Source organism: Lignipirellula cremea, from assembly GCF_056501455.1.
The window spans coordinates 3717008-3732718 of record NZ_CM151415.1 but is presented as its reverse complement, the minus strand read 5'-3'; the positions used below and the strand labels follow the sequence as shown (position 1 = coordinate 3732718).

The window sequence follows — 15711 nt, the reverse complement described above, 5'->3', positions numbered from 1 at the left end:
CGCTTCGGGCGGACGCTTCGGGCGGACGAAGAGTCTCGAAGCACGGATTCGCATTGAAACGAAAAAGGGCCGCGATCTGAACAGGATCGCGGCCCTTCGGATTTTGATCGTCGCCACGGACCGGCGAACTAATCGAGGAAGCCGACCAGTTCCTGGCTGCGGCTGGGTTGCTGCAGCTTGCGGACGGCCTTGGCTTCGATCTGGCGGATACGCTCGCGGGTCACCTTGAAGATGTGGCCGACTTCTTCCAGCGTGTAGCTGTAGCCGTCGCCCAGACCGTAGCGGAGCTTGATGATTTCCCGTTCGCGATAGCTGAGCGACTTCAGCACGCGGTCGATCCGGCTGCGGAGCATCTCCTGCGAGGCGCCGCTGCTGGGGTTGTCCGCCTGAGAGTCGGGGATCAGGTCGCCGAACTGGCTGTCTTCGCTGTTGCCGACCGGCCGATCCAGGCTGATCGGGAAGCGGCTCATCGTCAGAACGCGGCGGGCTTCGTCGACCGTGGTCTTGGCCCGCTTGGCGGTTTCGTCGATGGTCGGCTCGCGACCGAGTTCCTGCAGCAGTTGCCGCGATACGTTCCGCACGCGGGAGATCGTCTCCACCATGTGGACCGGGATGCGGATCGTGCGGCTCTGATCTGCGACGGCGCGGGTGATCGCCTGGCGAATCCACCACGTCGCGTAGGTGCAGAACTTGAACCCGCGGCGATATTCGAACTTGTCGACCGCCCGCATCAGGCCGGCGTTCCCTTCCTGGATCAGGTCCAGGAACGACAGGCCGCGGTTGCGGTACTTCTTGGCGATCGAGACGACCAGGCGGAGGTTACCTTCCGACAGTTCGCGTTTGGCCTGCTGGTACTCGCCGTAGACCGACTTCAGAAACCGGACGCGGTTCGAGAGACTCTGGGGCGTCTCCTGGGTGGCCAGGAGGATCGAGCGGTACTCCCGCTTCCATTTGCGAAGCTCGCGATCGGACGCCTTTTCCTGGGCGGCGTTCGAGATCTGGCGACGGAGCCACTCGATGCGACGGGCGAACTCTTCCAGGCTGCGGATGTTGGTTTCGATCCGCTGCGTACGCAGACCGAGTTCCTCGACCAGGCGAACGGCGCGGCGGCGGCTCGACGACAGGCGACGCCAGGCGGCCTGACGACGGTCCATCGATTCGCCCTTCGACAGGGCGATGCGATAGTCGCGGCGATTCCGCTTGAGCAGGACGGCCAGCGTCTTCAGATTGCCGGGAAGTCGACCGAGGATCTGGTTTTTTTCCAGGGCGTCGGTGACAGATACCTGGACCGTCCGGTCGAACGGCAGCTCGCCGTCATGAACGCGTTTCAGCACCTTGTACGCGGCGCGCAGGACGTAGTCGCATTCGAGCAGCTTGGTCCGGAACCGCCGGCGGGTGTACTCGATCTTCTTGGCGAGCTGGATTTCTTCGTACCGCGTCAGGAGCGGGATCTCGCCCATCTGGGTGAGATACATCCGGACCGGGTCGTCCGACCAGGACTCTCCGTCGTCGATCAGCAGCGACTCTTCTTCCTCTTCTTCGTCGCGCGGCTTCTTCTTGGCGACTTCGGCGTCGTCGTCGGACGCATCGACGAGCATGACCTCGTCGTCGTCGTCAAGGCGATCCTGAACGATGGTGTCCGAAACGAAGGCATCGTCTTCTTCGTGGACACGGGCGGTATCGTCGTCGAAGTCATCGATCAACGCGTCGAACAAGGGGGCGCTCCTGCAACGAATCGAATTGGGCGGTGGGTCGCGAAGACGAGGGGGAGCGACGGCGGTCGGCGTCGGATTCCCGGTCGGACAGATCGCGAACGTGTTCTCGGACAGGCGGGGCGTCTTCGCGGCGTCAGGCTACGAAGGCGTCGGCGATAACGTGAAATAGCCCCCTCGAACGATCGGACCGCGGCGCGATCCGGAAAGTCGGGCGGGCGTGACGGAACTTCTTACGCGAGATGAGCGATTCGGTTCACGAACGTCGATCGAGACGCATCGATCGAACGCTGCTGTTCCCGGCGCTGGATGCTTCGCAGGCATGGTCGACGGGCTACTCGTGGCTACTCAGTAGTCTAATCGCTAAACCTCTTCCCGGCCGGGTTACGTGCCCATTTGGAAAGAGAATGACATCCTGCCGCAAGTACGCATCGAAGCCGACGAAAGGGAGGCGGGAACCTTGCCGAAAGTCCCGAAACCGCCGCGTCTTTTTCGCGTCGAATCCGTCAGGTCGCGTTAGTCCGAATCGTCACCGCATCCGTTCGCACTGGACGTTCGAAAAACGTCCTGATGCGAAAGCCGTCGTCGTCGCGAGAACGCCTGACGACGAACAAGGTGGAAAGCGAAACGAAGCTGCGCGCATCCTTACAGATTCGCTGTCGACCGCCGATGTCGACAGACTTTGGTAGTGCTGCCCCGAAGTCAGATCGTGCCTGCTGGAGAGTCGGACCGATCGATCGTCTTGCGACCGACGCCGCTCGTTGCCGCGACCTGACGCTCTTCGACTGTCAGGACTCGTCGTCCTGACAGGCCGTGCCCCGAAGGGCCATTTGTGGCGGGACCGTTTCGAGCCCCGTCCGCGAAGTTCTGAATGTCGTCGGTATTGTAACGAACCTTTAAGGAGCGTCTACAAATTTTATGGGGGAAGAACCACGCCTTCCGCCCGGACTTGTCAACGCGGCCGAGTATCGACGCACTAATTGCGGCGAATGGGTAAATTAGGAAAGGCGCCCGAGGGGTTCCCCACAAGTTTTCGAAGGCTGCGCATCGCTGCTCGCGCTGTCAGCACGGTTTCTTGTGGCTGGCGAATGAGGGGGCTAACATAACCGCCGATGCGGAAGCTCCCGCACGCCCGATGCCGTCTTCGACGCGACACCTGGGATCGCGATTCGTCGCGACCTGAAGGCTTTCCGCGTCCTTGATTCGCCTGAATGCGGCAGCGGACGAGGACCCACTCCCTTCTCGCAGCAGCTCCTTATGCCCGACAGGTTCAAGGGACTTACCGTTCTGGTCACCGGCGCGAGCCTCGGCATCGGGCGAGCGATCGCCGAGGGCTTCGGCGCCGAAGGGGCGAACGTCGTCGTCAACTACCACTCAAGCGAAAAGGACGCCGCCGAGGTCGTCGAGAAGATCAAGGCGTCCGGCGGCGACGCGTTCGCGCGCAAGGGCGACGTCTCCGATCTGGCAGCGGTCGAGGCCATGGTCGCCGAAGCGGTCGAGCGCTTCGGGAAGCTCGACATCGCCGTATCGAACGCGGTCTACAGCGATCGCGAGATCTTCTTCAAAGCCGACATGAAGGGCTTCCGGCGCACGATCGACGTGACCATGTGGGGCGCGTTCCATACGCTGCTCGCGTCGACGAAGCAGATGATCGCCCAGGGGCACGGCGGCTCGATCGTGATCGTCAGCTCGCCTCACGCCTACATCCCCGCGCCCCGGGCGATGGCTTACAACATGTCGAAGGCGGCGATCGAGCATATGGCTCGTACCGCGGCCATCGAAACGGCCGAGCACCGCATCCGCATCAACGTCGTGCAGCCGGGCTGGACCGACACGCCGGGCGAGCGCAAGTTCGCCAGCGAAGATACCCTCCAGGTCGGCGGTTCGAAGATCCCGCTGGGACGGCTGGGCACCCCGGAAGAGATGGCCCGCGGCGTGATGTTCTTCGCCGATCCGGCCAGCGACTACGTCACCGGCAGCACGCTGCTCATCGACGGCGGAATTACGCTTCCCTGGTGGGCTTCGCGAGGGTCGGCCGCGCCCGGCTGATCGCCGTCGCGTTCCTACGCTCCGCTTGATTCCCTTCGCAACGTGACGACGCATCGCTATGGCGAAATACCGCTTTCCCTGCCCGCAGTGCGGGAACGTCGCGATCGTCTCCGAAGATCAGGCAGGCGCCGAGTCGCGATGCGCTGAATGCGGCGCCAAGGCGTCGCTTCCGACGCTGATGCAGATCAGGCGGCTCGAGCCGGCCGACGCTCGCGCTTCGCATGCCGCCGATCCCAGGCAGATCGACCGCGCTCGCAGCCGACGTGGCTGGGGCGCCGGGCTGTTCACGATCGGCCTGCTGATGCTGCTGCTCGGCGGCGGCGGAGCGCTAACGTTCTGGTACGTCCGGGAGCGGATCGAGATCTACGAAGTCAGTCAGGAAGCTCTCGACGCCGAGTTCGAGTTCGTCCGGGAGATGCCGGCCGCCGACGCCTACCGCATGTGGGAGCTCGTCCGCGATCGTGAACTGAACGAAGAACCCCGCATGACGCCGCCGACGATTCAGAGTCGCGAGCAGCACGCGACGATGGGCTCCGCGATCGTCGTCAGCCTCGTCATGCTCGCCGTCGGTGCGTTGCTGCTGATCGCGGGCGGATGGGCCCTGCTCAGCACGGAGTTGCGGAAGGGCGAGACCGACTGACCATGGTCCGATTCTCCCGCCGCGACTGCGACTTTCTGACGTTCGAGCGCGGCAGCCGGTGGAGCGACGCCCTTCGACGCGCCGCAGTCGGACTGCACGAGCCCTCCCGGGGCGCCATGCCGGCCCAGCGGTCGCGCGATCGGCTCAGGCGGTGCGAGACGCTGTCCGAACTGGAGGCGGCGCTCGCGGCCGCTCCCGCCAGCGTCGTCGCCGTCGAATGCGAGGCCCTGTCCGAAGCCGACTTCCTCGACTTCGCGATGCGAAGCGTCGTCGAGAACTCCCGAGCGACCTGGATTCGGCTCGGTACGGAGGGTAGGCGCCCGGCGCATTATGCGATCGACTGGACATGGTCCGACACGGCGGCGTCGATCGCCTGTTGCGACCGTCTGTGGCGACTCCGCCGCCGCGTTCTGGACCAGTTGCCTTCCGACGCCGTCGATCCGCTGACCGAGATTCTCCGCGCGCTTCCCTGGCCGTCGCACGCCGAGGCGCCTGTCGAACCAACCGAACGCTGACATGAACGAAGCCGAACTCCGCACGCAGGTCGAACGCGTCCTTTCCGATTACCCCGATCCCGAAACGGGAGCAGGGCTCTTCGGGACGGGGCAGGTACGCAAGCTGTCGATCGAGAACGGCGTCGTCCGCTTCGATCTGGCGCTCACGACGCACGCCGCGCCCCTCTGGCGGGAGACGCTCGAAGCGATCGAGGAACGCCTGAAGGCGATTGACCCGGCGATCCGCGAAGTCAAGATCGGCCTGCTCGAGCACCCGTCGCGACCGACGCCGCTCGGTCAGGTGCAACTGAGGGCGAAGAGCGTCGTCGCCGTCGGCTCGGGCAAGGGAGGCGTCGGCAAGAGCACCATCGCCGCCGCCATCGCGTTCGGTCTGCATCGCACCGGGGCGAAGGTCGGTCTGCTGGACGCGGACGTCTACGGGCCCAGCGCGCCGCAGCTACTCGGCGTGCGGGAGATGGCGCACGCGAACGAACAGAACAAGGTCGAGCCGATCCGCGTCGATGGCGTCCCCGTGATGTCGATGGGCCTGCTCGTTCCGACCGACCAGGCGGTCGTCTGGCGCGGGCCGATGGTTCACAAGGCGATCGCCCAGTTCCTCGCGGTCACCGAATGGGGCGACCTCGATTACCTGATCATCGACATGCCGCCGGGCACGGGCGACATTCCGCTTACGCTGTCGCAGATGCTGCCGATCACCGGCGCGGTCGCCGTCTGCACGCCGCAGAAAGTGGCGCTGCTCGACGCGGTGAAGGCGATCTCGATGTTCCGCAAGGTCGAGATCCCCATCCTAGGCATGGTCGAGAACATGAGTTTCTTTCTCTGCCCCGACAACGGCAAGCGCTACGACATCTTCGGTCACGGCGGCGCCCGCACGGCAGCGGAAGAACTCGGCATCCCCTTCCTGGGCGAAGTGCCGATTCACATCCCGCTGCGGGAGCATGGAGACGCCGGCACGTCGCCCGCGGCGTTCGACGATCCGCAGATCGCGCCCTATCTCGAGCGGGTCGCCTACGCCGTCGCGAAGGAAGTCTCCCGCGCGAAGACGAGCGCCGGCGCGGCGCAGTTCGAACTGCCGGTGCTGTAAAGCGGCGTTGACGAGACTTCGCGGGTGAAAAGGCTGCGTGCCACGGCTGCCGTGGCACATGGCTCGAAGGTACGGCTCCAACCGGACAGCCTTGAGACACGCCGGACATGTCGCCCGAATTCGCGCCGCAGGGAACAGCAGCGCTCTAACCGTCCAGATGCTTCGGGCGAAGGATCTCGGCCATCAGGAAGGCCTGCCGCATGCCGCTGGGGGAACGCAACAGGCGCAGCAGGGCCTGGGCTTCGGTCTCCCGCGCGACGTCGATCGCTCGCACGGCCGGCTGCGGCTGAGCGAACGCCCCGGGCACGGGCGAGGGACCCGCGGAAAGTCCCGGATGGGACGCAGCCTGCGGCTTCTTCTCCGCCGCCGAGAGATCGGCGAATCCGACGCGTTCCTGGCGCTTTTCGCGAGCGGCGTAGCGAGCCGCTTCGCGCTCCCCCATCGCCTGTTCTTTGCCGAACTGCGATCGATCGGAAAGGGTCTGGCGAACCTCGGTCTCTCCCTGGCTCAACTCCCGGGCGGAGGGCTGCTCCAGTTCGACGGGGCGCGAACGAGGCTTCGCCCCTTCCTGGCGCTCGCGACGCTCCTTGCGACGTCGCGCCGCTTCTTTCAGGAAATCGCCTAGATCGTCGGACATGTCGCTCTGGCTGCTTTCGGGCGAGGATCTTTACGCGGACTTGCCGATCATCGGCGCCGCGGTTCCCTGCCCGGCGATGGCATTTCGCATGTCGGTGTCGGCCTGCACGTTGCGAAGGCGGTAATACTCCATGATGCCGATGCGACCGGCGCTGAATGCGTCGGCGATCGCCTGAGGCACCGCGGCCTCCGATTCGACCAGCTTGCCGCGGGCCTCTTCGATCATCGCGACGTTCTGCTGTTCCTTCGCGACCGCGCGGGCGCGACGCCCTTCGGCCAGCGCCTGGGCGACCGCCGTATCCGACTCGGCCGTATCGGCGAGCAGTCGGGCGGCGACGTTCTCGCCCACGTCGATGTCAGCGATATCGATCGACACGATCTCGAACGCGGTCGAGGCGTCCAGTCCGCGGGCGAGCACGCGCTTCGAGATGACGTCCGGATTTTCGAGCACGAGGTTGTGGTCGGTCGCGCCGATGGCGGCCACGATCCCTTCGCCGACGCGGGCGACGATCGTCTCCTCCGTCGCTCCGCCGATGAGCTGCTGCAGGTTCGTGCGAACGGTGACGCGGGCTTTCACCTTAAGCTGAATGCCGTCGCTCGCCGCCGCCTCGAGGAATTCCTTCCCCGACGATCGCGGCGGGCAGTCGATCACCTTCGGATAGACGCTCGTCTGCACCGCTTCCAGCACGTTGCGTCCGGCGAGATCGATCGCCGTCGCTTCGCGGAAGCTGAGTTGAATGATCTTGGCCTTGCTGGCCGCGATCAGCGCCCTGACCACGATCAGCACGTTGCCGCCCGCCAGGTAATGGGCCTCCAGCGCGCGGGTGGAGATCCCCTGCTCTTCGACCAGGCCCGCCTGCACGGCCATGATCTTCGCCTGGACGATCACCTCGGGCCGGACCTTGCGGAAGGTCATGCCCACGAGATCCCAGATGCCGATCCCGGCACGCGACATGAACGACTGGATGTACAGCCGGAAGTAGCGCGCGAAGACGCCGAGCACGATCAGCCCGACGACGAAGATCAGTCCGACCAGAAAGAAGCCGGACAGAATCTGCCACTGCGGAATATCTGCCTGCGCGAGAAGCGTGGTCATCCGGCCCTGCCAAGTGGAAGCGACGGCCAGGCGACGAAATCACAGGTCGCCTGACGCCTGCTCATTATGCGCAGACCGGCAGGTCGAATGCACAGGGAACGCGACGAAATCGCCGTTCGCGGGAGGCCCTGGATGGGGGCGACGCCTCGCGCTCAGCTCCGTTCCGCGACGATGCGGACTTCGCCCCACTCGCTCGATTCCTGGCGGAAGCGGCGATAGCCGAGCAGTCGGAGAGCGTCCTGAGCCTCGTCCACGCGGCAGAACTCGGGCATCGGAACGGTCACCGCCGGAGCCGTGCGGCTGGGCCGCGATTCGCCTGCGACGGCGCGAGATTCTTCGGACAAGACGCCCATCAGCGAAGCGAGCGCCGATTCGTCGGACTTCGCCGGCCACGCGCCGTGATAGGTCCAGTCAGGCGTCGGAAGCCTGCGACCCGTACGGATTCCCTCCAGATGCAGCGCGGCGGCGAACCGGCGATACCAGTCGAACCACTCCAGCGGAGTCGCCGGCGCGACGGCGAACCAGCCGTCGACTCGCGTGCGCCACACCATCGAGTTGGGGGGCAGCGACCCGAGGGCGATCTCTTCGACGGCGATCGCATCCTCCGCCGAAACGCCGATCGCTTCGAGCGAGAACGCCGAAAGCATCTCGGCGCCGCCGGCATGGGAGCGGCGGGCGAGTCGGGAAAGGACGTCCGCGCCGGGGCGCAGCGGAAGGGTCGCCTCGACGATATTCGTGGCCAGTCGGTCGCGCCGGGAGAGCGACACGCCCGACATCTCCGCCAGTTGCATCGCCAGCGCGAACTCCGGGCGAGGCATCTCGAACAATTCGCTCGGTCGAGCGACCCGGTGAAGCTGCGCGCGAAAGCTCTCCCACTCTTCGGGCGCGAGCAGCGGTCCGTTATCGCGAATCTCGATCTTCGCGGTCTGCGATGCCTGATCGACCGTGGTCGCGACGCGGACGACGGCGCCCGGGGGGACGCATTCGAGGGCGTTCCATATCAGCGCCCGCGACATGGCCTCCAGCAGTTCGTCCGAGGCCAGGCAACTGACGGGGAACTCCGGCACGGCGACCGAGAACGCGATCCGCCGCGACAGGGCGTAGGAAAGAAACCGGCGGCGCAGGCCCTCCAGCAATCCCGACAGGGAGACCCGTCGCAGTCGCGTCTGGATCTCTCCCCCGGCGAGTCGCGCCGCGATCTGCAACGTGCGACGGCGTTCCCGTTCCGCGAAGTTCGCCGGCGAATCGTCGGTCGAGGCGTCCGAAGCGGTCGAATCGATCCGGTAGAGGGTCGGTCGATCGACGCCGGTACCGAATCCGTACCCCGTCGCGCGCCGCTCTTCTTCGGAGCGGCGACGGGCTCGCCGGCGACGCGGACCATCGTCTTGCAGTTCGAGCAGTCGATCGGCTGGCGTCTTCATCGTGGCATCTTTCGCTTTTCGGTTCTCCGCAGAGCGCGCGGAGACGTACGCTGCGAAAACGCTACGCTCCCGTAACGCATCGGCAAATTTTCGGTGACTTTCCGCAACGCCCCGGGTCGCGATTCGTCGACGTCGGCGCCGGTCGCAGGGATCGCGACGATCGCGCAGGCCCTTTGCCGCAACGAGATCGGAGGGCAGAATGCTGACGCCGCCGCGGCGATCGCGCCTCGCATCTCCCTCCCCTTCCCTGTTCGCCGATGCCGTTTTGCCTGATCGGGATGGGCGCCAACCTGGGCGAGCCGGCAGAGACGCTGACCTCGGCGCTCGATGCGCTGGCCGGTCATGCGGCGATCGAACTCGTCGCGGCCTCCTCGTTTCTGGAGACCAGGCCGATCGGCGGACCCGTCGGTCAGGGGACGTTTCTCAACGCCTGCGCGACGATCCGGACGGACCGGTCGCCCCGGGAGACGATCCGGACCCTGCTCGAAATCGAAGCGTCGCTCGGAAGAACCCGCCGGACGCGGTGGGAGGCGAGGAAGCTCGATCTCGATCTGCTCCTCTACGGCGACGCCGTCTGCCGGGAACAGGGAGTCGAGATCCCGCATCCGCGAATGGCGAGCCGGCGCTTCGTGCTCGATCCGGCAGCCGAGATCGCCGCCGACATGATTCACCCGATAACCGGCTGGACGATCGGGAACATGGCCCGGCATCTGCGAGAAGCGCCGAACGTGGCGATGCTGACCGGAATTTCGAGCGTCGACGCGTCGCGAATCGCGGAAAACCTGGCGGGCCGGAGCGACGACACGCTCGCGATTCGAGCCTCGGCAGGTCCCTCCAGCGACCATCCTCGCGGGCGCATCGATGCGATCTCAGCGGCCTTCGCGAAGGCTGCTGAGGGGTCCGGCGCCGGCCCGCCGCTCGTCGTCGTTCTGGACTTCTGGCCAGGCGAGTCATTACTCTGGAGGGCGGAGACGTCGCGCGGCGAAGCAGACTCGAGCCTAGTCGCCGACCAACCGGCGCCCAGGCTGCTGATCGATCTCTACCTCCCGGACGAGGATCCTTCGCTCGCGGCGCGCTGGGCGAAGATTCTCCGGTCGTACGCGCCCGCCCCGTGGATTCGCGTGAACGCGGCGAATCCGGAGGCGGCGGAAGTGGAGATCGTCGCGGCGCTTCAGGCGATGCAGGGCTGACGCTCGCGCGGCGGGCGCAGGCAGGGTGGTGCCATAGACGGCGATCAGGCGCCGCAGATCGGAACCTTCGCGATGACTGCCCCGGCGGTCGCAATCGACGCGGTCAGCGACGCCGACTTCCCGTCAGGCGCCCGGCGACGCATTCGACACGCGCTCGTCGGCGTCGGTTCGAGCTTCGCGATCCACTTTCTGGCGAGCCTGCTCGTCGGCCTGACGCTGCTCGGTTTGCTGGATCTGCTCTGGCTGTCGTCGAATCCGGAACCTCGCGTGCTGATCGTCGCCGGCGTCGCAGAGCGGGTCGAACCGATCACGGTCACGATCGAGGCGGCGGAGAACGAATTCACGCCGGACAGGCTGCTGGCCGAGCACGTCGCCCGGGGAGACGACTGGTCGTTCGATCTGATCGACGAAGCGCTGCTCGACCGCGCTGCCGAAGCTCCGTTGCCCGAGGAGTCGATCGCCGCGAAGTGGGTCGATCAGGCGACCGATCAGAGCCGCGCCCGATCGAGCGATCAGAATCTCGACCAGCTTGAGGAACTGGCTGGACGATTGACGACCGTCTCTTCGGAAGAGGCTGTCGGCGATATCGGCGGCGTGCTTTCCCGGGCGATGAAGCTCGACGAACGGGCGACTGTCCCGGCGGCGGAGCCGACCGCACGCAAGTTCGAAACCTCCAGCGCCCAACTGCATGACGTCCGCCTGGAAACCGACGAGGCGAACGGCTCCGAGCGTTACGTCGCGACGCTGGTCGACCGACACGGCACGTCGATCGAGCAGGAGATGGACGCCGAGAGCGGCAAGGCGGCCTACGACGTCATGCAGACGATCAAGAAGTACCCCCTGCTCGAAAGCGTCTACCGCGCCGTCGTGATGAAGATCCTCGACCGACTGATCGAACCGACAGGCGGCTCGCAGGGCTCGTAGGGCGGTCTCGCTATTCGCGGCGTATCGCCGGCAACTCGCGGACGATCGCGATCATCGAGCCAGGCGAGCGGCTCGTCCTCGACGCTGGATCGGCGGTGAGGAGTCGATAGGACCAGCCGGCGACGGTCGCCCCTGCGGCGTCGTCCCGTACTTCGTCGCCGATCATCGTGAGTTCGCTCGGACGCAGGCCGAGTTTCGCCTCGACGCCGCGAAAGAACCGCAGATCGGGCTTCGCCGCGCCGAGCGCCGTGGCAGGCGCCACCTCATCGAATCGCCCCGGCAGAAGGCCCTCCACGACCGAGTGCAGCCGCGAGTCGAAGTTCGACCCGACCGACAGGCGAAACCCGCGACGGCGCGCCAGGCCGAGCGCGTCCTCGACGTCGTCGTACAGCCGCCAGACGCCCGGCTGCGCGAAGCGGTTCCAGAGCGCCTCGAACAGTTCATCGAACAGCGTCGAATCGCTTTCCGGCAAGCTCTCCGCGAAGACGAACCGCACGCGTTCGATCCACCGGAGCCGTTCGACCGCGTCGCTTAGCGGCCCGGTCGATCCGATCGTCGCGAGCGCGATCTTGAACCGCTGCCGGGCGTGCAGCACGTCGATCGCGACGCCGAAGCGTCCCGCGACGGAGGCGTAGACCTCGGCGACCGGAGGGTCGGCATAGAAAAGCGTGCCGACCGCATCGAAGACGATTCCCCGCGGCGCCTCGCTCATGCCGAGCGAGACGCGGAGGCGACGAACGAGCGGCGAAGAGGCGACGTGCTCACGAGGTCCAGAACGTGTAGTACCGCGTGAGGTCGAGCGCCATGACGCCGACCATCAGCCCCATCACCATGAACAGGCCCGCGACGGTCAATCCCATCTGCCACTTCTCGTTCAACGGCTTGCCGCGAATGCCTTCGAAGATCAGGAACATCATGTGCCCGCCGTCGAGGACGGGGATCGGCAGAAAGTTCATGACCGCGAGGTTCGCGCTGAGCAGCGTCAGGAAGATCAGGAACCGCGGAAGGCCCTGATCGGCCTGCGACTTGGCCGCATGCACGATGGTCAGCGGTCCCCCCAGCGCCGTGACGGAGACGCCGCCCGTCGCCAGTTTCTTGAGCGTGACGGCGACCATTACGATGCCGTCCCACGTTTCGCGAACGCCGAGCCGGATCGCGTCGATCGGACCGTCGGCGACTCGAAGGCGCTCCAGCGCTTCCAGCGCGACGCCCCGATTGCCCTGGAAGCGCCCCTCGACGATCGAGGGCTGGAGCGTCACTTCGGCGACCGCGTCGCCCCGCTTGCGCCACAGCTTGAGCCGAACTTCCGGCGCCATTTGCTCCTGCACGACGGCGTCGATGAAGGTCCAAGAGTTGGGATAGTCGAGGTCGCGCTTCTTCAGATCAAACTCGACGTCGTTCGCCGCGTATTTCTTCTGCGTCGCTTCGTCGATCTCGAAGGCGAACGCCACGATCCGGTCGCCCGGCTGCAGGTCGACCTCCGCGGCGGGTCCTGCCGGATCGACGGCGACGACTTCCTGATCGACGGGAACGGAGATCCCCAGCGAATCGATGCCCGACGAGATCGTCGGCATGGAGATGACGTTTCGCTGCGTTCGCTCGCGGGGAACGATGTTCAGCGTCTCCCGCTTGCCGCCCCGTTCGACTTCGAGCGTCGCCGCCTGCCCCGGATTCGACTGGGCGAGCGCGAGCGCCGCGTCGTCGAGCGACGTGGGGTCGACGATCGGCTGACCGTCGAAGGAGATCAGAACGTCGCCTTCCCTCACGCCGGCGACGGCGGCGGGCGAATCCTTCTGCACGCCGTCGAGGGGCAGCATCTTCATCTGCAGGCCGAGCGTCCTGAGCGGCGTCGGCGGCAGAACGACCTCGACCTCGACGGGCCTCGCCTGATCGTCGTTCGCCGAGTCTTCCGGCATCCGACTCACGACCACGGTCAACGTCTGGTCCGGATGGTTCGCCATCAGACGCTGGACGTCGATGCCGGTCTTCGGTACGAGTTCGCCGAACGGCCCGGTCACGCGAACGATGCGATCGCCTGCCTGGAATCCGGCCTGCTCCGTCGACGGGTTCGAGCCGCCCTTGAGCGTGTACGGGGAGATGACCAGATCGGTCGCCGGAAGCACGCCGATGGTGGCGACCGGCATTTCCGGATCGGCCTTCTCCGGCACGAGAATCAGGTCGATCTCTTCGGCGAAGTCGTCGTCTCCCGTGCCGACGCCGCGACCGACGGTGACCGGGATCTTTTCGCCGCTGGAAAGCGCGAACGCCATGCGCAGCTCGCGTTCCCAGCGAAGCTGCCGCGAACGCTCGCCGCCGTTGAGGCTGATGATGTAGTCGCCCGGCTGAATGCCGGACGTGAACGCGGGGCTCCCCGGCTGGACGGCGCCGACGATCGTCGGCGTGTACTGCACGCCGGGACCGTACGCGATCGCCGCGAAGATCACGGCGAAGATCAGGTTCATGATCACGCCAGCGGAGATGATCGCCATCCTCTGCGGAACGGTCTTCGCGGTGTAGCTCCGCGGGTCGAGCTGATAAGCGGGCGGCGTGTCGGACGTCGGTTCGGGCGGCAGATCGCCGGACGGAATGTGCGACTCGTCGTCGCCGGAAGCGCCGTCTTTGTAGACGCGCGTACGCTCGGTTTCGCGTTCGGCGTTCGCGGGGTTGTCGTCCTGACCCAGCATCTTGACGTAACCGCCCAGCGGGATGATCCCCAGGCCGTACTCCGTCTCGCCCCATTGATACTTGAAGAGGGCGCGGGGCAGGATGACGACGTTGCCGATCTTCAGATCGAAGAAGTCGAACCCGATGTAGAACTTCTCGCACTTCACGCCGCAGGCCTTGGCGACCATGAAGTGCCCAAGTTCGTGTACGAAGATCACGAAGCCCAGGCCGATCGCTACCTGCAGCGCGCTGATCCAGAACGCCGGGTCGAGAAGATCCATCGCCGCGAGCAGGTTCATCCCGGCGAACGCCGAGACGGCGGGAAACGAGTCGAGAAGCCCGAGTCCGCTCAAGAACAGATCCACTTCGCAGCCTCCGCGCGAGCCCAGCGATCGAGAGCGGTCAGCGTCTCGAGCGTCGGCTCGGCCTCGTAATGATGAACGTCCAGGATCGCCCGGCTGACTGCCGGGATGCGATCGAAGGTCAGTCGCCGATCGAGAAACGCGGCGACCGCCGTCTCGTTGGCGGCGTTAAGCACGACGCCCGTAGTGCCCCCGAGCCGAAGAACTTCCTCTCCTAGCGCGAGCGACGGGAATTTTTCCCGATCGGGCGGTCGGAAGTCCAGGCGCAGCACGTCGGTCCAGTCGATCGGACGGACGCATCCGGCAAGCCGTTCAGGATAGCCGAGCGCGTATTGGATGGGCAATCGCATGTCGGGCGGGCTGAGCTGCGCGATGACCGAACCGTCGCAGAATTCCACCAGACTATGCACGATCGACTGCGGATGGACGGTCACCGCGATCTGGTCCGCCGTCAGGTCGAACAGCCACTTCGCCTCGATCGTCTCCAGCGCCTTGTTCATCATCGTCGCGGAGTCGATGGTGACCTTCGCCCCCATATCCCAGTTGGGATGGGCGAGCGCCTGCTCGGGCGTGACGTCCGAAAACGACGACGCGGGAAGATCGCGAAACGGGCCGCCGCTGGCGGTGAGAATGGCCTTCCGGATCTCGCTCGGCTTGCCCGCGAGCGCCGCCTGAAAGATGGCGCTGTGCTCGCTGTCGACGGGCAGAATGGCCGCGCCCGTCCGCTTCGCGGTCCGCATGACGATCGAACCGGCGACGACGAGCGTCTCTTTATTGGCCAGAGCGAGCGGTTTTCCCAATTCGACGGTAGCGAGCGCTCCGGAAAGTCCCGCCGAGCCGACGATCGCCCCGACAGTCAGGTCGACCTCGGGATCTTCGATCGCGCGCCGAATCCCCTCGTCCCCCCGAAGCGCCTGCGTTGACGCAGGAAAGCCGCCGACGTCGGCCGGCTGACCGTCCGTCAGGATGACGTATTTCGGGCGAAAGGCTTCGGCCTGCTTCCTCAGCAGGTCCAGATTCCGGTGGCCGCTAAGCGCCACGACGCGGAAGCGGTCCGGGTGCGCGGCGACGATTTCCAGGCAATTCCGCCCGATGCTGCCGGTCGATCCGAGAATAGCGAGCCCCCGCGGAGCCGCCCGACCGCTGGTCGAAGAATCCGTCGAAGGAGAATCGACGGGAGCGGCTCCTGGAACGTGCGGACGACCCTCCACGCTTGAGACCTGTTCGGAAAAGGCGATTCGTGAACCGGGACGAGACGATCGCGGGTCGAATACCGATGCGGATGGATCTGGACTCGCTTCGCGCCGTACAATCATACCGTTCCCGGACGGGAATCTGTCGATGCGGATTCGAGCCGATCCGCCCGGAGCGTGCCGCGCCTTCCCGCTGACGTTCTAAGAGCATCGATGTCGGCGCCT

General features: G+C 65.9%; 13 protein-coding genes. 6 read left to right on the top strand and 7 right to left on the bottom strand.

Going from position 1 to position 15711, the window contains the following annotated elements:
* Positions 1-128: 128 nt before the first annotated feature.
* Positions 129-1715, bottom strand: a complete 1587-nt coding sequence (locus SH602x_RS14750) for a sigma-70 family RNA polymerase sigma factor (protein WP_479467619.1) — start codon at positions 1713-1715, stop codon at positions 129-131.
* A 1254-nt stretch (positions 1716-2969) separates the two neighbouring features.
* On the opposite strand from SH602x_RS14750, the gene SH602x_RS14745 reads away from it, so the two are divergent.
* The 4 genes from SH602x_RS14745 to SH602x_RS14730 are packed head-to-tail and all read left to right on the top strand — an operon-like array spanning position 2970 to position 6000.
* Positions 2970-3761, top strand: coding sequence for an SDR family NAD(P)-dependent oxidoreductase (locus SH602x_RS14745; RefSeq protein ID WP_479473029.1), 792 nt, complete (start codon positions 2970-2972; stop codon positions 3759-3761).
* A gap of 58 nt (positions 3762-3819) precedes the next feature.
* Positions 3820-4401: a hypothetical protein gene (locus SH602x_RS14740; RefSeq protein WP_479473028.1), complete on the top strand. Its 582-nt coding sequence runs from the start codon at positions 3820-3822 to the stop codon at positions 4399-4401.
* A gap of 2 nt (positions 4402-4403) precedes the next feature.
* Positions 4404-4916: a hypothetical protein gene (locus tag SH602x_RS14735; RefSeq protein WP_479473027.1), complete on the top strand. Its 513-nt coding sequence runs from the start codon at positions 4404-4406 to the stop codon at positions 4914-4916.
* A 1-nt stretch (position 4917) separates the two neighbouring features.
* Positions 4918-6000 carry an Mrp/NBP35 family ATP-binding protein gene (locus tag SH602x_RS14730; protein WP_479473026.1) on the top strand — a complete coding sequence of 361 codons (1083 nt, stop codon included), beginning with the start codon at positions 4918-4920 and terminating at the stop codon, positions 5998-6000.
* Positions 6001-6145: 145 nt separating this feature from the next.
* On the opposite strand, the gene SH602x_RS14725 is transcribed toward SH602x_RS14730, so the two are convergent.
* The 3 genes from SH602x_RS14725 to SH602x_RS14715 all read right to left on the bottom strand — a co-directional run bounded on the left by SH602x_RS14725 (position 6146) and on the right by SH602x_RS14715 (position 9153).
* Positions 6146-6637 (bottom strand): hypothetical protein, encoded by a 492-nt coding sequence (locus tag SH602x_RS14725; protein ID WP_479467621.1) that lies wholly within the window; start codon positions 6635-6637, stop codon positions 6146-6148.
* A gap of 30 nt (positions 6638-6667) precedes the next feature.
* Positions 6668-7732 (bottom strand): flotillin-like protein FloA, encoded by a 1065-nt coding sequence (gene floA / locus SH602x_RS14720; protein WP_479472326.1) that lies wholly within the window; start codon positions 7730-7732, stop codon positions 6668-6670.
* 152 nt (positions 7733-7884) lie between these two features.
* Positions 7885-9153, bottom strand: a complete 1269-nt coding sequence (locus tag SH602x_RS14715) for a histidine kinase (protein WP_479473025.1) — start codon at positions 9151-9153, stop codon at positions 7885-7887.
* Positions 9154-9410: 257 nt separating this feature from the next.
* Between SH602x_RS14715 and folK the strand changes: the two genes are divergently transcribed.
* Both folK and SH602x_RS14705 read left to right on the top strand, forming a co-directional pair.
* The gene (gene folK / locus SH602x_RS14710) at positions 9411-10343 is read left to right on the top strand and encodes a 2-amino-4-hydroxy-6-hydroxymethyldihydropteridine diphosphokinase (protein WP_479473024.1); all 933 of its coding nucleotides are present in this window, start codon (positions 9411-9413) and stop codon (positions 10341-10343) included.
* 72 nt (positions 10344-10415) lie between these two features.
* Positions 10416-11267: a hypothetical protein gene (locus SH602x_RS14705; RefSeq protein ID WP_479473023.1), complete on the top strand. Its 852-nt coding sequence runs from the start codon at positions 10416-10418 to the stop codon at positions 11265-11267.
* Between the two features lie 10 nt (positions 11268-11277).
* Here SH602x_RS14705 and SH602x_RS14700 read toward each other — a convergent pair whose 3' ends face one another.
* From SH602x_RS14700 to dxr, 3 genes are read right to left on the bottom strand one after another with little or no spacing between them, the layout of a single operon-like run.
* A complete protein-coding gene (locus SH602x_RS14700; protein WP_479473022.1) occupies positions 11278-11979 on the bottom strand; it encodes an HAD-IA family hydrolase in 702 nt (233 codons plus the stop codon).
* 49 nt (positions 11980-12028) lie between these two features.
* Positions 12029-14296: a site-2 protease family protein gene (locus SH602x_RS14695; protein ID WP_479473021.1), complete on the bottom strand. Its 2268-nt coding sequence runs from the start codon at positions 14294-14296 to the stop codon at positions 12029-12031.
* Positions 14281-15504, bottom strand: a complete 1224-nt coding sequence (gene dxr / locus SH602x_RS14690; protein ID WP_479473020.1) for a 1-deoxy-D-xylulose-5-phosphate reductoisomerase — start codon at positions 15502-15504, stop codon at positions 14281-14283. The genes SH602x_RS14695 and dxr overlap by 16 nt, the downstream gene beginning before the upstream one ends.
* Between the last annotated feature and the right edge of the window lie 207 nt (positions 15505-15711).